At 66.3% G+C, this 17,615-nt stretch carries 17 protein-coding genes; 8 read left to right on the top strand and 9 right to left on the bottom strand.

Features of this window, described 5'->3' with window-relative positions; all coding sequences use genetic code 11:
• Positions 1-73 precede the first annotated feature (73 nt).
• From AB0N75_RS10850 to AB0N75_RS10840, 3 genes are all read right to left on the bottom strand, one after another.
• Positions 74-1,375, bottom strand: a complete 1,302-nt coding sequence (locus AB0N75_RS10850; RefSeq protein WP_364649559.1) for an MFS transporter — start codon at positions 1,373-1,375, stop codon at positions 74-76.
• 322 nt (positions 1,376-1,697) lie between these two features.
• On the bottom strand, positions 1,698-1,973 hold the full coding sequence (locus tag AB0N75_RS10845; protein ID WP_364649556.1) for a transcriptional regulator: 276 nt from the start codon (positions 1,971-1,973) through the stop codon (positions 1,698-1,700).
• Positions 1,974-2,053: 80 nt separating this feature from the next.
• Positions 2,054-2,542, bottom strand: coding sequence for a hypothetical protein (locus AB0N75_RS10840; RefSeq protein ID WP_364649202.1), 489 nt, complete (start codon positions 2,540-2,542; stop codon positions 2,054-2,056).
• Positions 2,543-2,757: 215 nt separating this feature from the next.
• Here AB0N75_RS10840 and AB0N75_RS10835 point away from each other — a divergent pair, with 215 nt between their 5' ends.
• Positions 2,758-3,621 (top strand): sugar nucleotide-binding protein, encoded by an 864-nt coding sequence (locus AB0N75_RS10835; protein WP_364649199.1) that lies wholly within the window; start codon positions 2,758-2,760, stop codon positions 3,619-3,621.
• A 122-nt stretch (positions 3,622-3,743) separates the two neighbouring features.
• Here AB0N75_RS10835 and AB0N75_RS10830 read toward each other — a convergent pair whose 3' ends face one another.
• On the bottom strand, positions 3,744-4,199 hold the full coding sequence (locus AB0N75_RS10830) for a hypothetical protein (RefSeq protein WP_364649196.1): 456 nt from the start codon (positions 4,197-4,199) through the stop codon (positions 3,744-3,746).
• Positions 4,200-4,282: 83 nt separating this feature from the next.
• A complete protein-coding gene (locus AB0N75_RS10825) occupies positions 4,283-4,822 on the bottom strand; it encodes a TetR/AcrR family transcriptional regulator (RefSeq protein ID WP_364649193.1) in 540 nt (179 codons plus the stop codon).
• A gap of 120 nt (positions 4,823-4,942) precedes the next feature.
• Between AB0N75_RS10825 and AB0N75_RS10820 the strand changes: the two genes are divergently transcribed.
• From AB0N75_RS10820 to AB0N75_RS10800, 5 genes are all read left to right on the top strand, one after another.
• Positions 4,943-6,448 carry an MFS transporter gene (locus AB0N75_RS10820; protein ID WP_364649190.1) on the top strand — a complete coding sequence of 502 codons (1,506 nt, stop codon included), beginning with the start codon at positions 4,943-4,945 and terminating at the stop codon, positions 6,446-6,448.
• Between the two features lie 173 nt (positions 6,449-6,621).
• Positions 6,622-6,972: a metal-sensitive transcriptional regulator gene (locus tag AB0N75_RS10815; protein ID WP_364649187.1), complete on the top strand. Its 351-nt coding sequence runs from the start codon at positions 6,622-6,624 to the stop codon at positions 6,970-6,972.
• A gap of 36 nt (positions 6,973-7,008) precedes the next feature.
• Entirely contained in the window at positions 7,009-7,233 is a 225-nt protein-coding gene (locus tag AB0N75_RS10810; protein ID WP_364649184.1) for a heavy-metal-associated domain-containing protein, read from the top strand.
• 106 nt (positions 7,234-7,339) lie between these two features.
• The gene (locus tag AB0N75_RS10805) at positions 7,340-9,763 is read left to right on the top strand and encodes a heavy metal translocating P-type ATPase (protein WP_364649181.1); all 2,424 of its coding nucleotides are present in this window, start codon (positions 7,340-7,342) and stop codon (positions 9,761-9,763) included.
• A 203-nt stretch (positions 9,764-9,966) separates the two neighbouring features.
• Positions 9,967-10,539, top strand: a complete 573-nt coding sequence (locus AB0N75_RS10800; protein WP_364649177.1) for a helix-turn-helix transcriptional regulator — start codon at positions 9,967-9,969, stop codon at positions 10,537-10,539.
• An 8-nt stretch (positions 10,540-10,547) separates the two neighbouring features.
• Here AB0N75_RS10800 and AB0N75_RS10795 read toward each other — a convergent pair whose 3' ends face one another.
• From AB0N75_RS10795 to AB0N75_RS10785, 3 genes are all read right to left on the bottom strand, one after another.
• Entirely contained in the window at positions 10,548-10,823 is a 276-nt protein-coding gene (locus AB0N75_RS10795) for a DUF2277 domain-containing protein (RefSeq protein WP_364649174.1), read from the bottom strand.
• A 90-nt stretch (positions 10,824-10,913) separates the two neighbouring features.
• Positions 10,914-11,630, bottom strand: a complete 717-nt coding sequence (locus AB0N75_RS10790; RefSeq protein WP_364649171.1) for a hypothetical protein — start codon at positions 11,628-11,630, stop codon at positions 10,914-10,916.
• 273 nt (positions 11,631-11,903) lie between these two features.
• The gene (locus AB0N75_RS10785; protein ID WP_364649169.1) at positions 11,904-13,259 is read right to left on the bottom strand and encodes an MFS transporter; all 1,356 of its coding nucleotides are present in this window, start codon (positions 13,257-13,259) and stop codon (positions 11,904-11,906) included.
• A 294-nt stretch (positions 13,260-13,553) separates the two neighbouring features.
• Between AB0N75_RS10785 and AB0N75_RS10780 the strand changes: the two genes are divergently transcribed.
• Positions 13,554-14,231, top strand: coding sequence for an NAD(P)-binding domain-containing protein (locus tag AB0N75_RS10780; protein WP_364649166.1), 678 nt, complete (start codon positions 13,554-13,556; stop codon positions 14,229-14,231).
• Positions 14,232-14,340: 109 nt separating this feature from the next.
• Here the strand turns inward: AB0N75_RS10780 and AB0N75_RS10775 are convergent, their stop codons facing one another.
• A complete protein-coding gene (locus tag AB0N75_RS10775) occupies positions 14,341-15,354 on the bottom strand; it encodes an ABC transporter substrate-binding protein (RefSeq protein WP_364649163.1) in 1,014 nt (337 codons plus the stop codon).
• Between the two features lie 240 nt (positions 15,355-15,594).
• Between AB0N75_RS10775 and AB0N75_RS10770 the strand changes: the two genes are divergently transcribed.
• Positions 15,595-17,583 carry an acetoacetate--CoA ligase gene (locus AB0N75_RS10770; protein WP_364649160.1) on the top strand — a complete coding sequence of 663 codons (1,989 nt, stop codon included), beginning with the start codon at positions 15,595-15,597 and terminating at the stop codon, positions 17,581-17,583.
• Positions 17,584-17,615: the final 32 nt, after the last annotated feature.

The following is a 17,615-nucleotide window of genomic DNA, read 5'->3' as shown; positions in this document are numbered from 1 at the left end:
GGGGTCCCCGGCGCTGGCTCGGAAACCCGCTACCCGTACACCACCAACCCGACACAGCCGGCGGCCTCATGATCTATGCATTCTCCGGCATATCTGTCGTCGAACGCGCATACGACGCCGAGACGCGGCGGTAGACGGGCGTCAGGAAGGCCAGCAGTGCGGCCACGATCATGATGATCCCCGCCGCAAGGAACACCAGGGCGATGCCGCGCGATGTGCCCTCACCTAGCAACGGGGCCAACTGGGCGGCGCCTTCATCCGAGCGGGCGTACGGGATGATCCAGATCTGCGCGATCGGCGCGATCAGGAACGCGGTGATCGGCGCTGCCGCAGACTCAAAGGCCATGGCGAAACCGAACACCCGTCCCTGCCGCTGCAGCGGCACCACCTGCTGGATGATCGTCTGCTCGGCGGCCTCCACGAACGGCACCAGGACCAGATACAGCCAGATCCCGGCGATGTAGAGCCAGGCCCACTCGCGCAGAGTGAACACCGCCCCGAGGACGCCCATCACGATGACCGCGATGAGCATGGTGCGCAGCGGGTTGCGCCCCAGCCCGAACTTGCTGATCAGCCACCCGCCCACAATGAACCCGGTGGCGCCGAGCGCGAAGAAGGTCCCCCACAGCTCCACGGGGAACAGTTCCAGGCCATAGGGATCCATCAGCGCCATGTAAACACCGCCGATGAAATTGTTGAAGGTGGAGAACAGGATCAGCGCGAACAGGCCGGTGATGGCCAGCACGGCGGCAATCGAGCCGCGCAGGTCGAATCCGCCGTGCGCGTCCGTGGCGGCCGCGCGCACCTCCTCGGGCATGCGCAGCGTGAGTATGTGTGCGAAGGCCAGCGCCGTGAGCACCACCGCCACCACGATGGTCCCGCCCATGCCGAGCAGCCCCACCGAGAGGCCGGAGAGCACCGAGGTGACAATGAACATCAGCCCCTGCACCATCCCCACCAAACCGTTGGCATTGGCGCGCCGGTCCGGCTCGATCAGGATGGTGACCGTGGTGGACAAGGCGATGTTGCGCATGTTCTCCACCACCGCGCCGGTCAGGATGATCAGCGAGAAGATCCAGAACCACGGCTGGGTCAGGTCCACCAGCGAGGCCTCCGACGTCAGGAACATGGCCCCGGACAAGAGGAACATCGCCAGGGTGAATCCGGCCGCGAAGCGCATCACCGCCAGCTTGCGGTAGCGGTCCACGAAGGTGCCGAAGCTGATGCTGGACAGCGCTATCAACAGCATGTACGCCCCGCCGATCACACCGGTGGCGATCACGTTGCGCGTCTGCAGATATACCCAGAACGTCAGGGCGAACCACAGGTAGCTGGTGGTGATGTTGGCCAGGGCCGTATTGACCAGGATCCCCATGAACGTACGGTATCGCTGCGCAGGGCTGCGCAAGGTGGTATCGACTGCTTCCGGATCGGCCAGGCTCGAGCCCTGACCATCCCCTCCCGGTGCGGAAACGACAGCCGCGTCCGCGTGAAGACCCGCCCCGCCGCCGTCAACCGCAGCAGTTTCGGACCCGTCCGGTTCCTGCTCGGTCATGGGTTCCAGTCTACTGAGAACCCACCGGCGGGGACACTGTTGCCTGGCCGAAAGTAGCCAGCAGGCGGCGCCGGTTCTGCCGCAGCTCCCCATCCTGCCTGTCATTGCCGGGGTCGCCGCCGCGTCAGCCCACGCCTGCCGCTTACAGGTCCGCGATCAGTGCGTGCAGTGCTTCCAGATGCGTACGCAGTGCCTCGCGTCCCGCATCGGTCAGGCTGAGCCAGGTGCGGGGCCGTTTTCCGACGTAGCCTTTCCTGACGCTGAGGTACCCGGCCTGTTCGAGGATTGCGGCCTGTTTGCTCAGCATCGCGTCGCTGGATTCAATAGCCTCGCGCACTGCCGCGAACTCCGCATCATCCACGCGTGCGAGGGCGGCGACGATGCTCAGCCGGACCGGGAGGCTCAGGTATTCGTCCAGCCGGAGCCGCGGATGGGGTGGCGTGCCGCTGTCAGTTGTATGCCCTGCGTCGGGCCTCGGATGGCCCCCGACACTCCTGATCACAGTGTTTTCCCCCCGCTCATAGCTCGGGGGCCCCAGTGCAGGCGATCGGAGACTCCCGCCAGGAGCGGCAGCCCTGTCGCTCCGGCATAGGGGATCCACAGCCATGCGTCGCGGACGTCCGTCAACTCCAGCAGTACCACCCCTAGGCCAAAGAGCAGGGCACTTAGCACGAAGCCGGTCGAGTACCGCTTACTCCAGCCCAAACCCGATGCCTTTCGAAGGCGGGAGTAGCTGACACAAGTGCCGACCATCCCAACCAAGAAGGCCGCAGTGGCGGCGATGTCCAGCAAGAGAATGTTCTGCGGGTATACGTAGACGACAACCAAGAGGTAGAGGCCTATCAAGGTGGCCATCACCGCGGCATAGCGGCCACCGGCCACTTCCGCCGAACGTGCGAGCCGCGCGCCGCCGATTCCGCCGGTCTGCGCTGCCCGTAACTGCTCTTCCAAAGCGGGACGGGATTCCTGAGAGTGATTCGTTGACATGCCGGTCTCCTTTGACTGGTGCGCGTCCGTCCATGTGGACTGCCAGAAACGCTACAACAACTACATTCCATTTGGAAAGTACTTATCGCACCCTTTTCGCTTCTCCATGATCGGGCCATGGAGGACAACCGGCTTTAGTGTGGTGGGGAGCAGCAACTCGAAGACCACAAGCGGAGGAACGCGGATTGTCGAACCTCCCCGGCCCAGGGAGAACCATGCACGAACCGCCTGAGCGGATCCTTCTCGTCGGTTGCGGGAAGCTCGGCACCCGACTGGGTGAGCACCTCTTGACCACTGGAGCGGAGGTATTCGCGCTCCGCCGCAACACGGCCGCCCTCCCCGCCGCATTCTCCGCCCTGCCCGTCGACCTCGGGAAACCGCTTCAGCTTGAACTGCCGAGAGTGGATGCAATGGTTGTCACCCTCACCCCCGATATCCAAGCGAGCGCGGACCGGTCGGACGGTTACCTCACCGCGCTCAGAAACCTCGCCGCGGCGCTGCCGAGCAGGCCGCGGCGAACAGTGTTTGTCTCCTCCACCCGGGTCTTCGAAGGGAGAACAGACCACCGGGCGCTCACGGAAACGGATGCGCCAGCCCCGGCGACCGAGCGGGGCAGGACACTCCGTGACGGCGAGCTGCTCGCGTCCGAGCTCTTCGACGCGCATATCCTTAGGCCCGCAGGGATCTACGGGCCTGGGCGGGAAATACTCCTGCGGAAAGTCATCGAGGGAACCCCGGTCCAGTATGCGAAGCGCACCAACCGGATCCACGAGACCGACCTGGTCCGCACCCTGCAGGCACTGCTGTCAGCCGAGAATCCGCCATCCCTCCTGCACGCCGTCGACCAGGCTCCCGCAGCCCTGGGCGAGGTCGTCACGTACATCGCGCACCGGCTGGGACTCCAACCGCCCCCGCGGATCCAGCCTGACGTGGCCAGCGGGACCGTCCTGAGCGGCACGCGGCTCCTCACCGTACTGGGGACCTTGCAGTACCCCACGTTTGAAGCTGGGTACGACCACGTCATTGCGGCCCGCAATGAGAAGACCTCCAAGCCCGACGGCGCGCACGGCAACTCGTAAAGTCCTGCTCTGTGGAGGGTGGCCGGGCGAGCGGAGTCCGAGGCGTTGCCCGTCATGAAGCCAAGAGCCGGTGCGTCCCCGAGAAGGGGTCGCACCGGCTCCTGGTTAAGCGGCTGGAAAGGTCAGCTGCAGGTGTAGGTGACGCCGTCTTCGAAGTGGGTGCCCGGGCCGAGTTCGCCACAGACCTCCACCATGTAGGCGATGCCCGCAATGGTGATGATGGTGAACAGGATCAGCAGCACGGTCCCCACCGCGCCGATGATGATGCCGGCCAGCGCGAAGCCGTTCTTGGCGTTGGCGCGCTTGGACTGCACCATGCCGATGATGCTGACGATCAGGCCGGCCACCGTCAGCGGACCGAGCAGCGAGAGGACAAAGCCGACGATTCCCATGGTCTTGCCGGGAACCGGCTGTCCTGGAACGGGCTGGCCCGGGTAGCCGTACGGGGCGGACTGCTGCGGGTACGCCTGCTGGCCTGGGCCCTGCTGTGGGTAGGACGGGTAGGCGCTCTGCGGTGCCTGCGGCAGTCCGGAGGTGCCGGATTCGGGGTGTTCCCCGGAACCGTTAGGGGTAGACATGGGTTCCTCTCATCGTGCGGTGCGGTGCGTGATTATACGATTCATCATTTCGCACCGGACCAGCTAAGCCCAAACGGGGCCGATCAGCCCCGCCCCACCAACGCATCAACCTGTTGCAGCAGGGCTTCCATCTCGCCGTCGGCCATCTGGTTCTGCTGCGCATCCGGCGAAAAGAACGTGGCACTGAAGTACAGGCCGTCACCGATCAGCTTCACGGCCTGTGCCACCGGCCGGCTACCCAGGGCAAGCTCCAACGTCTCCAACCAGAGTTCCTGGATCTGCGCGAACGTGTTGGCCGCGGCGGGGTGGCCCTGCTGGACCAGCCGGGCCAGGGCAACAATGGCGCGGTCCAAGGGTGAGTCGACGTAGTTGGAGGTACGCACGTAGTAGCGGGCCGCCCCCTCCGGCGCACTGCTGATCCGCTCCGCATCCTCGGCCGACAGTTCCGCTAGCCGGTTGCAGAGCCCCTCGACCATCGCCTCCTTGGAGGGAAAGTGGTAGAGCAGCCCGCCCTTGGACACTCCGGCTGCCGCCGCAACGGCATCCATGGTGGCGGCTCGTTCGCCTTCTTTGATCAGGATGTCCTCGAAGTTGTCGAGGATCCGGTCTTTCGCACTGGCCATCCAACCATCCTAGGACGCGGTCCTTCTGCTGCGCGGGCATTCCGCTGCCGCCTTGCGAGTATACCGTCCAGACGGTACAGTTGAAGGATCACCTAAACACCTGTCCTGGAAAGATGCACCATGCTTACCGTCACCCAGCGCGCCGGCCGCAAGGAATGGACCGCCCTGGCCGTATTGATGCTGCCGGTCCTGCTGGTCGCCGTCGACAACACCGTGCTGAGCTTTGCCGTGCCGGCCATCTCGCTGGCCTTCAGCACCAGCGGCACTACGCTCCTGTGGATCATCGACATCTACCCACTGGTGCTCGCCGGCCTGCTGGTGGCGATGGGCAGCCTGGGCGACCGCTTCGGCCGGCGCAGGATGCTGATGATCGGCGCCGCCGGCTTCGCAGCGCTCTCCGCACTGGCCGCGTTCTCGCCGAGCGCTGAGCTGCTGGTGGCTGCCCGCGCCGGCCTCGGCATCTTCGGTGCCATGCTGATGCCGGCCACCCTGTCCCTACTTCGGAACATCTTTACCGACCGGACCCAGCGGCGTCTGGCCGTTGCCATTTGGGCCGCAGGCTTCTCCGCCGGCGCCGCACTCGGCCCGCTGCTGGGCGGCGTGCTGCTGGAGCACTTCTGGTGGGGCTCGGTGTTCCTGCTGGCGGTTCCCATGCTGCTGCCGATGCTGGTGCTGACTCCGGCGTTCGTGCCGGAGTCGCGCGACCCCGAGCCGGGACCCGTGGACGCGCCCAGCATCCTGCTGTCGGTCGCCGCGCTGCTCCCGGTGGTCTTCGCCATCAAACAGGTGGCCGCCGGCGGGGACTTGACTGCCATCGCTGCGTCCGCCGCCGTCGGGATCCTTGCCGGCTGGCTGTTTGTCCGCCGCCAACTGCACCGATCGAATCCCATGCTGGACGTGCGGCTGTTCCGTTACCGCCCGTTCACCGGCGCCGTGCTGGTGAACCTCCTGGCCGTGTTCTCGCTGGTGGGCTTCCTGTACTTCGTCTCCCAGCATCTCCAGCTGGTCCTCGGACTGAGCCCGCTGCGGGCCGGCCTGGTGCTGCTGCCGGGCCTGTTGGTGACGATCGCCGCCGGACTCTTGGCGGTGCCGCTGGTGCGCCGGATTGCCCCGCATCTGGTGGTGGCCGGGGCCCTGCTGTTGTCCGCGTCGGCGTACTGGCTGGCGGCCTCCACCCCGGACGCGTCGGCCCTGACCCTGATGGCCGCGTTCGCGCTGCTCGGTGCGGGCGTCGGCGCTTCCGAAACGCTCTCGAATGACCTCATCCTCTCCAGCGTCCCGGCGGCCAAGGCGGGAGCGGCCTCCGCCGTGTCCGAGACTGCCTACGAAGTCGGCTCCGTCTTCGGCACCGCCGTGCTCGGCAGCATCCTGGTCGGCGCCTACCGACAGAACATCGTGCTGCCATCCGGCTTGACCGCCGAACAGCAGCACGCCGCCGGCGAGACCCTGGGCGGCGCCATCACGGTGGCGGATCAGCTGCCGGAACGCTCCGGCGCCGCGCTGCTCGACTCTGCGTTCCACGCCTTCGACAGCGGCGTCACCGTCACCGCCGGACTGGCCGGCGCCCTGATGGTCGCGTCCGCGTGGCTGGCCTACCGGACGCTGCGCACGCCGCAACAGCACTAACCCCGCAGCCGCCCGGCACACCCGCCGGGCGGTTCGGCGTGCCGGCCAGGAAGCAGCCCCGCAGGCGTCGTCGTGCACCGCCGTCGCCATGCCCGATGGTTTCCGTCACAGACCCTTGCGTCATACCCCTAGGGGGTATATCTTGATCGTGTAGTCCCCGGAATGAGGAAGCCATGAACCACACCTCCCACCCCAGCGTCACCGGCCCTGCCGCCGTCGACGAGCACATCGGCCACGCCTATACCTCGGACAAGGACGCCTATCTGCGCCGCCTGAAGCGCGTCGAAGGCCAGGTCCGCGGCATCGCCCGCATGGTGGAAGAGGACAAGTACTGCATTGACATCCTCACCCAGGTGGCCGCAGTCAACAAGGCCCTGCATGCGGTGAGCGTCGGCCTGCTCGAAGACCACATTGGACATTGCGTGGTCGGCGCCGCCAAGGAATCCGAACTCAACGACGATCCGCGGATCGTCCAGGACAAGGTCAAGGAAGCCTCGGACGCCATCGGCCGGCTCCTGCGCTGACCCCGGCTCCCCGACCATCTACCCCAGGAGATTTTTATGAGCACCACCACCATCAGCATCGACGGCATGACCTGCAGCCACTGCGTGGACGCCGTGACCGAAGAGCTCAAGGCCCTCGACGGAGTCCGTGACGTCAGCATCCGGCTGAACAAGGGCGGCATTTCCACCGCCACGGTCAGCTCCGAAGCCCAACTGGACCCGGAGCAGGTCGGCGAAGCGGTCGCCGAAGCCGGGTACACCGTCGTCGCAAACATCGCTTAACCCGGACGACGGCGGTGCCTCCCGCCGCCGCCCGTCACCTTATTTTGCCCAGCACCTGATGCGCCGCAACCACCCGCGGCAAACCCAGAATCGAGATGACCAGCTGATGGCCTCCCATCCCGCTGCCCAGGACCCCGTAGTCGGCCAGCAGGCTCCGGCCCGGACGGTAGAACTGGCGATCGAAGGCATGACCTGCGCCTCCTGTGTGAACCGCGTGGAGCGCAAACTCGGCAGGATCGAAGGCGTAGTGGCGAGCGTGAACCTGCCGCTGGAATCCGCCGTGGTCAACGTCCCGCACGGTGTCACGGACCAGCAACTGCTGGATACGGTGAACGCCACCGGCTACAAGGCTCGGGTGAAGCAGCAGCCGCATGCCGGCCACGCGTCGGACCACGGACCTGCAGAACCGGGCCGCGCCGGGGACGCGGAAGCTGACCACCATGGCCGCGACGACGCCGCGGAGCACAGCGGCCACGCGGACCACGAAGACCATATGGCGCACGGCGGCACCGCCGACGAGCTGCGGCCGCGCCTGTGGACCGCCGCCATCCTGACCATCCCGGTCTTCATCATCTCGATGATTCCCGGCGCGCAGTTCCCGCACTGGGGCTGGGTGGCCTTTGCCCTGAGCATCCCGGTGGTGTTCTGGGCGGCCTGGCCGTTCCACCGCGCGGCGGCGGTGAACGCCCGGCATTTGGCCTCCACCATGGACACCTTGGTGTCGCTTGGCGTGCTGGCCGCCTTCTTCTTCTCCGCCTGGCAGCTGTTCATGGATCCGATGCTGACCGAACACGTAAACGGCAATATGGCCGCGCACGCACTGTACTTCGAGGTGGCCGTCGTCGTAGTCACCTTCCTGCTGCTGGGGCGGTATCTGGAAGCCAATGCCAAGCAGAGGGCCGGCGACGCGCTGAAGTCCTTGCTGAATCTGGGCGCAAAGGACGCCACCGTGCTGCGGGACGGCACCGAGGTGAAGGTAGCGGCCGCCGATCTGGTCCCGGGCGACATGATGGTGGTCCGGCCGGGCGAGAAAATCCCCACCGACGGCTATGTGGTGGACGGCCATTCCGCCGTCGATACCTCCCTGCTCACCGGTGAATCCGTGCCGGTGGAAGTGGATGTGGACGACACCGTCACCGGCGCCACCATCAACACGTCGGGCCGGCTGCTGGTCCGCGCTACCCGGGTCGGTTCGGACACCACGCTGGCGCAAATGGGCCGGCTGGTCAGCCAGGCGCAGGCCGGCAAGGCCCCGATCGCCAGGCTGGCGGACCGGATCAGCTCGGTCTTCGTCCCGATCGTGCTGGTCATCGCCATCATCACTTTCATCTTGTGGATGGTCTTCACCGGCGATCTCCAAGCTGCGTTTACCGCCGCCGTGACGGTGCTGGTCATTGCCTGCCCGTGTGCGCTGGGGCTAGCCACGCCTACCGCCCTGCTCACCGGAACCGGCCGGGCGTCGCAGCTGGGCATCCTCATCAAGGGCCCGCAGATCCTCGAGGACACCCGGCACGTGGACACCATCGTGCTGGACAAGACCGGCACCGTGACCACCGGGCAGCAGGCGGTCGAGAGCGTGGTGGCACTGGCGGACCGCAGCGAAGACGACGTGCTGCTGCTGGCCGGCGCCGTCGAGGCTGGCTCCGAGCACCCGATCGCCCTGGCCATAGTGACGGCTGCCCGAGACGTGGCGGCGCGCACCGCAACACCGGTCGACGGCGGCGGCTTCCCCTCGGCCGGCAAGGCCGACGCCGCGCTGCCTGCCCTCGCCGACTTCCACAGCACAGCTGGCGGCGGCGTCCGCGGCAGCATCACCGAACCCGACGGCCGCATCAGCACCGTGGTGGTGGGCCGCAACAACTGGATGCACGAAAACGGCATCGTCCTCTCGGACGAGCACCTCCGCATCCTGCTGGAACAGCAGCAGGCCGGATCAACCGCGGTGTGGGTCGCCGTCGGCGGGGCGGTCGCCGGCATCGTCAACCTCCAGGACACCGTCAAAGAGCACTCCGCGGCCGCCATCGCCCGGTTCAAGGAACTGGGGCTGCACCCCATCCTGCTCACCGGCGACAACGCCGCGGTCGCAGCCGAGGTGGCGGCCGAGGTCGGCATCGCGCCGCAGGACGTCTTCGCCGACGTGCTCCCCGAGGGTAAGGTGGCCGCGATCAAACGGCTGCAGGACCAAGGCAAGACCGTGGCCATGGTGGGCGACGGCGTGAACGACGCCGCCGCACTGGCCCAGGCCGACCTCGGCATCGCCATGGGCGCCGGGACCGATGTAGCCATCGAGGCCGCTGACCTGACCGTAATGGGCAGCGACCTTGTCCAGGTGGTGCAGTCCATCGAGCTGAGCCGCAAGACGCTCTCCACCATCAAGTCCAACCTGTTCTGGGCCTTCGCCTACAACACGCTGGGCATCCCGGTGGCGGCCTTGGGCCTGCTCAACCCGATGATCGCCGGCGCCGCGATGGCCGCCAGTTCCGTACTGGTGGTGGCCAACTCGCTGCGGCTGCGCCGCTTCGGGCGCTAGCCGGTCCGCGGCGCCTGCCACCCCCGACACCCTGCCTTTACCCCCGCTGACCTGCGGATACACCCGCTACGCAGCCTGGCACCGCCCCCGGGGTCACTTGCCACGAAGCGTAGCGCTGTGCGGAGCCGATGGTGAGGCTGTCCGGCCTGACCGCTGGCTACTGTTGAGAAAACACCACTGGTCCAACCGCAACGGAGACATCGATGACGCTCGGAGAAAAACTCAAGGCCGCCCGGAAGAAGGCCGGGCTCTCCCAGGATGAGCTCGCGCAGAAGGTGTGTGTCTCCCGCCAGGCGATCACCAAATGGGAGAACAACAAGGGCATCCCTGACATCGCGAATCTCAAGGCGCTCGCCACCCTGTTCGATGTCAGCGTTGACTACCTGCTGAGCGATGCCCCCGGGTTCTCCGCGCAGATCATCCGCGAACCGATCGACATTGGCCAGTACAAGAAGTCGGGCAAGGAACGGGGCAAGTTCGATGCCGCTGTGCGCGCCAAATACCCGAACGCCGACGTCATCTGCCCGCTGACCCGGCGCAGGAAACTCACCATCTGGGAAGCGATCGTCGACTTTGTTGTCCAGCCGGGCACGCTCAACGCGGCAGACTCGCTGCGCGATCTCTCCGGCTACTACGTGGTGGACCTGGGCGACCGGCACCTCTTGGTCAACGTCAGCAAGGAATTCGTTGAAAGCCGTGAACTCACCGCCAAGTTCGACAAGCGCAGGCAGGTCATCGGGGACAACGTCTTCACCAAGGCCCCTTACACACTCTAAAGTCCGGGCTAGACGGCCGTCCCGTAGCGCACGGCCGCGCGGGCACGGGCCTTGGCCGCTTCTTCCTCGCGGTTCTTCGGCGGTGCCGCCGTCACGAGATCGTCGAGCAGGTGCGCGGTGATGTGCGCGATTTCGTGCACCGCCTGGTTGAACGCTTCCTCATTGGCCTTCGACGGCTTGTTGCTGCCGCTGACCTTGCGGACGTACTGCAGGGCGGCGGCCTCGATTTCGGCGTTCGACGCTGCGGGTTCGAAATTGTGGAGCTGGCGGATATTCCGGCACATGGCGGCCTCCGGTGTAAGTCGTGGATGCTGGCTGGTTCTAGTCTGCTCCCCCGCCGCGGCGTCGCACCACCCCTCCGCACCGCCGCCGTCTCAGTGCTTGCCGAGAATCTCCACGAGGCTGAACGAGAGGCCGAAACCTACAGCGATGGCGATGCCCGTCGCGGCGCCGGCGTCCCGGATCCCCTCCGGCACCATGCGGACCGTCACGTTCGTGAGGACACCGCCGCCGGCGAAGGCGAGCACGAAAGCAACCGCTTCGGGAGGAACAAGCCCGAGGAACAACGTAAACGCTGCCACGGATACTCCGCACAGCAACGTCATCGCCAGCCAGGCGGACATCACATGGCGGGAGGTCAGGCCGTATTTGCGCAACGGTCCGGTGTCGGCCATGGCCTCGGGAACGCCGCAGAGGAAGACCGCGGCAAGCACGGCGGCACTGAGGCCGTAACCGCTGACCAGTCCACCGGCAATGACGATGGATTCGGCGACCACGGACAGCCCGATCACGAGAAAACGGGGCTCGTGCAGAGGGGGTGCGGACAGCGGCACGCCCCGTTGGGCCCCGGTCACAACCCAGGACGTTGCCACAGCCCCGCCGATCAGCCCAGCTCCGACGAAACCGCTCCCGCCGGCCAGCCGGCCGGCCTCGTCGATCAGTTTGTAGGAGACTGCCGATAACAGGGCGCCGGCGCCGAGACCCGTCAGGACACCGAGCAGCACACTGTTGATCCGCCACCGCAGGGCAAGCAATCCGCCCAGAAAGTATGAGGAGCCAGCTAGCAGGCCCCAGCCAAATGCCAGCAGCATCGGCGTCCCTTTCGGCTTAGGCGCAAAAGCACCGCGCCTAGGCATCATCCCGAAACGGGTCAGGGTTGGCAAGGGTTGGCCGGCACCAAACATCTCGTATGCAGGTGAGGGAACATACACGGAGGTGCTTCTTCCGAGCGGAATGCTTCGGCTCGTCGGGAGGAGGCCCGGGGCGTGGCAGCGGGCCGCAGGAGTGTGGAACCACGACGGCGGGGCTCGGCACTATGCCGAGCCCCGCCGTCGTTGTGGGGTGCTTGAGGGGACTGGCGGTGACTAGAGCTTGCCGGCCGACTCCTGCTCGCGGGCCGCCTCGGCCTTCGGAGCGACCGATGCCAGCACCGGCTTGCCCAGCATCGAGATCACCACGGCGCCGATCAGCATCGGGATGATGAACAGGAAGTACAGGTCGGTGGGCTGCCAGCCACCGTCCATCAGCGCGCCGGCGATGATCGGCGAGGCGATCGCGCCGACACGGCCCATGCCGATAACTAGGCCCAGCGCGGTGCCGCGCACCTCGGAGGTGTAGTAGGTGGGGCTGATGGCCAGCATGCCGGCGATCGGGGCGTTGGAGCCGAAGCCGACCAGCGCGGCGGCGAACAGTGCGCCGGCCAGCGATCCGGTGGAGAGCGAGAACGCGCCGAAGGTCAGGCCGCCGATCACAAAGAACACGGCGAGGACCTTGCGCATCGGGAAGCGGGCACCGAAGGCACCCAGCACAACGGCGCCGATGATCGCGCCGACGCTGAAGAGCACGCCGGCGGTGATGCCATCCTGCTGGCTGAAGCCGCTGGCGGTGACCAGCTTGGGAGTCCAGGAGTTGGCGAAGTAGAAGCTGGCCATCAGGATGAAGTACGCCAGCGAGATCAGGATGGTGCGGCGGGCGTTGACGCCGGTCAGCACGTCCGCAAAGCGGGACTTCTTCTTGGCCGGGGCCTCGGGCAGCGCGGGCAGATCAGCGACCACCGGCTGGTCAATCCGGCGCAGCACCTTGTTGATGCGCTGCAGGGCATTCTCCGGGCGGCGCACCAGCAGGAAGTCGACCGACTCGGGGACGGCCTTCCAGATGAACGGGATCATGACCACGGTGATGGCGGCACCGAAGAGGAAGGCGGAGCGCCAGCCGAACGCGGTGATCAGGACGCCGGTGGCCATGCCGCCGAGCACACCGCCGATCGGCTGGCCGATGCTGACCAGCGCCAGTGCAGTGGAGCGCCGCTTGGCGTTGGAGAACTCGGACGCCAGGACGTTGGCGGTCGCCTGCAGGGTGCCAACGGCCAGGCCGGTGATGAAGCGCAGCACCACCAGCACGCCGTAGCCGGGCGCGAAGGCGGAGACCAGCATGCCCACCGCGACGATGGACGCGCCGATCACCAGCGTCTTCTGCCGGCCAATCACGTCCGCCACACTAGACACGAAGATGGATCCGATCGCCATGCCGACCAGCGCGGAACTCAGCAGCACGCCCAGCTGGCTGGCGCTCAGGCCCCAGTCCTCCATCACAGCGTTGGCGCTGAACGCCATCACCAGGACGTCGAAACCGTCGATCATGTAGAGCGCCATGCAGATGGCGATGACGCCAACCTGCGTGCGCTTCATGGGAGCCGCCTCGATGCGGGCTTTGATATCCATAGCGGGGCCTAACTTGTTGCCGGCGCGGCCGCTGCGAGCGGCCCACCTTTGTAACTGAACGTCCGGTAGGTTCGTTGAGCCATCAACTATATGACCTACGCCGCCCTTGCCTGTGCCACACGCCATAGATATGTGAGCAAGCTCTCGTGGCGGGGGTGACGGGGTGCGCCCACGGCCCGTGCGGGTAAAACTCCGCGACTTCCCAGTCCGCGCTGGCCCGTCTCCCGTGGGAGGAGCACAGTTGGTGAAGGGGGCGCTTCGATCGGGAAGTCGGAAACTCAACAGGAGAACATCATGAAAGCAGCAGTCTTCGGAACCGGCAGGGTCGGCCAAACCATCGCAGCGCGCCTTGCCGAACTCGGCCACACGGTCACCATCGGAACCCGCGATCCCGAAACTACGCTGTCCCGGACCGCGGCCGATGCCATGGGCACCCCGCCCTTGGCCGCCTGGGCCGCCGACAATCCGGGCATCGAGGTGGCAAGATTCGCCGACGCCGCGGCCGGCGCCGAACTGATCGTCAACGCAACCAACGGCAGCGCCTCCCTGGACGCCCTGGCCCAGGCCGGAGCCGAAAACCTGGACGGCAAGGTCCTGCTGGACATCGCCAACCCCTTGGACTTCAGCAACGGGATGCCCCCGACCCTCTTGGTCAAGGACACCGATTCCCTCGGCGAGCAGATCCAGCGGGCCTTTCCCACCGCGCGCGTCGTGAAGGCTCTCAACACGCTCACCGCCGAGCTCCAGGCCTATCCGGCCCGGCTCCCCGAGTCCGGCACGGTCTTCGTTTCCGGCAACGACCCCGCTGCCAAGACCACCGTCACCGAGATCCTCAAGGACTTCGGCCACCAGGACGTCATCGACCTCGGCGACATCACCACCGCCCGCGGAACCGAAATGCTCATGCCCGTCTGGCTCCGCCTCTACAGTGCGCTCGGAACGCCGGCGTTCAACTTCAAAATCGTCCGCTGACGCCGTCACGCCTGAGTGCCGAAGCGGACGGCTCCCCCCGGTAGCAACAACGACGACGGCGGGGCACACCTCTTCGGTGCGCCCCGCCGTCGGGGATTTGCGGCGCGGTTTAGTCCAGGATGACCTGGTCCAGATCGACCGGCTTCTCGACGACTTTGTACTTGACCATGAGTTCGCTGATCTTCTCCAGCGAGTCGCGGTCGATCTCGCCGGAATGCGACTCGAGGAGCAGCCCGTCGGCGAGTTCCGGATCCATCTTGAGGAAGGTCGGCAGTAGGGCGCGGATTTCGTCCTGATGGGATTCTGCGTAGTCGGCAACCTCGGCGAGCGCTGCCTTGAAGTCGGTCACCAGTTCAGGGTTCTCCTCGGCCCACTTGCCGCTCGCGAACGCGACGAGGGTGGGCTGGCCCGGGATGGTCTCCTGGTAGTTGTAGGTGACCAGGTGGTGTCCCGCCTCAAGGGCCTGGCTCAGGAACGGCTGGGCCAGCCAGACGGCGTCGGCGTTCCCCTTCTCCAGTTGCGCCGGCGCATCGGGGAAGGCGATCTCGGTGAACTCCACCGAGGCGGGGTCCGCACCGGCCTTGGCCATCGCTTCCATAATGGTGATGTCGCCCTGGCCTGCAACGGTATTGACCGAAACCTTCTTGCCTTCGAGATCTGCGACCGTCTCGATGACGGAATCCTTGAGCGCCACGACGCCGGTGATGTCGTCCCCGGTGGCCAACGAATGGGAGTACCCGGAGATGATCTTCAGGTCCAGCCCCTTCGACTGGGCCAGCATCGTGGAGACAGGGTTGCCGATGGCCACGTTCATGGTTCCCGTCGAGACGGCCGGCAGCATGGATGCCCCGCCCTGACCGGACTGCATCTCAATCTCGATGCCGTGCTTGGCAAACAACCCCTTGTCAATGCCCAACTGCAGGGCGGCCGACGGCGCGATCGGAATGGCGCCGACCGAAACCTTCCGCAGATCGGTATCGGCACCGGCGGTCGTCTCAGAAGCTCCTGAGACGCTGCCGCCTCCACATCCCGCGAGCAGGGCCACGGCCAGGCCGGATGCGGCCATTGTTCCGAGCAGTTTTTTCACAACACCCTCTTGATCATCAATGGTGAGCTGTCTCACACGACTGGAACGACTGTAGTCAGAGCCGGCCACGCCACAAACGGTTTGGCGGGACATTCCTGTAGGCGGAATGGACGGCCGCGCGCAGCACATCAATTTGCCGTTCACTGGGGCACCCGGAACCCCAATTCCTCTTGGCGGAATGTCGGGCCAGGCCGTGGCCAGCCGCTGCCCCGAGTGATTAGAGTCACAGGACGGGCTTCCGTGCCCTCATTAGTTCCAGTCACGTAAGGACATTCCATGCCCCCCGTTGAACAAGGCTCCCTGCTGCTGCCGGCCCCCGGGAAGGAGCAGTGGCCGTCCTCCCGGATGGGACGCTTCCTGCTGGGTATCGAGCAGAAGTACGGGCGCACGTTTGCCGACTACGAGGAAGCCTGGCAGTGGTCGGTCGACCATCTGGAAGATTTCTGGGGCGAGGTCTGGGACCACTTCGACGTCATCTCCCACTCCCCCTACACCGCCGTCCTCGCCGAGCGCACCATGCCGGGAGCCCGCTGGTTCCCCGGAGCCACCCTGAACTACACCGAGCACATCGTCCGGTCGCTCCGCCGGCGCGCGGACCACATCATGGTCAAGTCCCGAAGCCAGACCAACGGCAGCATCGACTGGACCGGGGGCCGGCTGCTGGAGGAAATCGGCAGGATCCAGCAGGGCCTCCTCCGCCACGGGATCAAACCCGGCGACCGGGTGGCCGGCTACCTGCCCAACATCCCGCAGACCTTGGCCGCCTATTTGGCGACGACGGCGCTGGGCGCCATCTGGTGCTCGGTGCCGCCGGAAATGGGTCCGAAGTCCGTACTGGACCGGATCACCCAACTGGAGCCCGCGCTAATCCTGGCCATCGACGGCTACCGCTGGGGCAAGCGGGAACTCTCCCGCGCGGATGACCTGGCCAGGATCCGCGAATTTTTGCCCGGCACGGCAACGGTCCTGCTACCCTACCTGAATGACGACGCCGAGGCACCTGCCGGCGCCGAACTCTACGCCGACTTCACGCGCGACGCCGGTGAGGTCCACTGTGAGCCGGTCCCGTTCGACCACCCGCTCACCGTGCTGTTCTCTTCCGGCACCACGGGCAAGCCCAAAGCCATTGTTCATTCCCACGGCGGCCTGCTCCTGGAGCATTACAAGGCGATGGGGCTGCACTTTGACATGAGCGAGGCCGACACTGCCTTCTGGTTCACCACGACCGGCTGGATGGTCTGGACGTTGAGTGTTTCCACCCTCCTGATGGGAGCCGCCTTAGTGCTGGAGGACGGAGACCCCAACTGGCCCGGGCTAGACGGCGATTGGTCGCAGTGGGCCATCCTCGCCCACACCGAGGCCACATATCTGGGCACCGGGGCTGCCTATCTGGCCGCCTGCGCGCACGCCGGCCTTGATCCGGCCAAGAAATGGGACCTCAGCAGGCTCAGGGAGATCCAGTGCTCCGGCTCTCCGCTGGCCGCCGATGTGGCGGGCTGGGTTTACACGTCGGTCAATCCGGACCTGCTGCTGGCTCCGACCTCCGGGGGGACCGACATCTGCGCTGCCTTCATCGGCGCCAGCCCGCTCACGGCCGTCTACGCAGGTGAAATGTCCTGCCGGCCGCTCGGGGTGTCAGTGGAGTCGTGGGATCCCGAGGGCCGGCCGATCCGCGGCGCCGCCGGGGAACTGGTGGCCACCCAGCCAATGCCCTCCATGCCCGTGTTCTTCTGGGGCGACGAGAATTTTGAACGCTACCGCAACAGCTACTTCGGAGCCTACGAAGGGGTCTGGCGGCACGGCGACTGGCTGATCCAGACCGAACGCAACAGCTGGATCATCACCGGACGCTCCGATGCCACGCTGAACCGCGGCGGAGTACGCCTGGGCACGGCCGAGTTCTACGCCGTGCTCGACGGGCTGCCGAACGTGGCGGACAGCATGGTCCTGCACTTCGAAGGCGGCAGCGGCATGGGCAAGCTGGTGCTGCTGGTGGAGGCGGCCGCGAACGCCGACCATGCCCAGCTGGAGGCGACCATCCGCAACACGCTGCGGGCCGAGCTCTCGCCCCGGCACGTCCCGGACTACATCGTGTTCGTGCCCAGCATTCCGCGCAATCCAACCGGCAAGCGGTTGGAGATCCCGCTGAAGCGAATCATCCAGGGCGCCGTGCTGGGCGACGTCATTGATCTGGGCGTGGTGGTGCGGCCGGAGGACATCGACGACACGGTGCGGCGGGTCCATCGGGTGCTGGAGCACAGCTGAGCACTTCCGCTTCCGGCGGCCGTGCAAAGACT

Origin of the sequence: Arthrobacter sp. NPDC089319, assembly GCF_040684925.1 — a bacterium.
Lineage (GTDB): Bacteria > Actinomycetota > Actinomycetes > Actinomycetales > Micrococcaceae > Crystallibacter.
This window is presented reverse-complemented; position numbering and strand designations above follow the sequence as displayed.

Excerpts from the sequence above, each read along its gene's own strand:
- AB0N75_RS10790 (WP_364649171.1), bottom strand. The coding sequence starts at position 11,630 with ATGCTGCTGGCATTTGGCTGGGGCCTGCTAGCTGGCTCCTCATACTTT.
- AB0N75_RS10800 (WP_364649177.1), top strand. The coding sequence starts at position 9,967 with ATGACGCTCGGAGAAAAACTCAAGGCCGCCCGGAAGAAGGCCGGGCTC.
- AB0N75_RS10785 (WP_364649169.1), bottom strand. The coding sequence starts at position 13,259 with ATGGATATCAAAGCCCGCATCGAGGCGGCTCCCATGAAGCGCACGCAG.
- AB0N75_RS10830 (WP_364649196.1), bottom strand. The coding sequence starts at position 4,199 with ATGTCTACCCCTAACGGTTCCGGGGAACACCCCGAATCCGGCACCTCC.
- AB0N75_RS10795 (WP_364649174.1), bottom strand. The coding sequence starts at position 10,823 with ATGTGCCGGAATATCCGCCAGCTCCACAATTTCGAACCCGCAGCGTCG.
- AB0N75_RS10770 (WP_364649160.1), top strand. The coding sequence starts at position 15,595 with ATGCCCCCCGTTGAACAAGGCTCCCTGCTGCTGCCGGCCCCCGGGAAG.
- AB0N75_RS10825 (WP_364649193.1), bottom strand. The coding sequence starts at position 4,822 with ATGGCCAGTGCGAAAGACCGGATCCTCGACAACTTCGAGGACATCCTG.
- AB0N75_RS10815 (WP_364649187.1), top strand. The coding sequence starts at position 6,622 with ATGAACCACACCTCCCACCCCAGCGTCACCGGCCCTGCCGCCGTCGAC.
- AB0N75_RS10810 (WP_364649184.1), top strand. The coding sequence starts at position 7,009 with ATGAGCACCACCACCATCAGCATCGACGGCATGACCTGCAGCCACTGC.
- AB0N75_RS10805 (WP_364649181.1), top strand. The coding sequence starts at position 7,340 with ATGGCCTCCCATCCCGCTGCCCAGGACCCCGTAGTCGGCCAGCAGGCT.
- AB0N75_RS10840 (WP_364649202.1), bottom strand. The coding sequence starts at position 2,542 with ATGTCAACGAATCACTCTCAGGAATCCCGTCCCGCTTTGGAAGAGCAG.
- AB0N75_RS10850 (WP_364649559.1), bottom strand. The coding sequence starts at position 1,375 with ATGGGGATCCTGGTCAATACGGCCCTGGCCAACATCACCACCAGCTAC.
- AB0N75_RS10780 (WP_364649166.1), top strand. The coding sequence starts at position 13,554 with ATGAAAGCAGCAGTCTTCGGAACCGGCAGGGTCGGCCAAACCATCGCA.
- AB0N75_RS10835 (WP_364649199.1), top strand. The coding sequence starts at position 2,758 with ATGCACGAACCGCCTGAGCGGATCCTTCTCGTCGGTTGCGGGAAGCTC.
- AB0N75_RS10820 (WP_364649190.1), top strand. The coding sequence starts at position 4,943 with ATGCTTACCGTCACCCAGCGCGCCGGCCGCAAGGAATGGACCGCCCTG.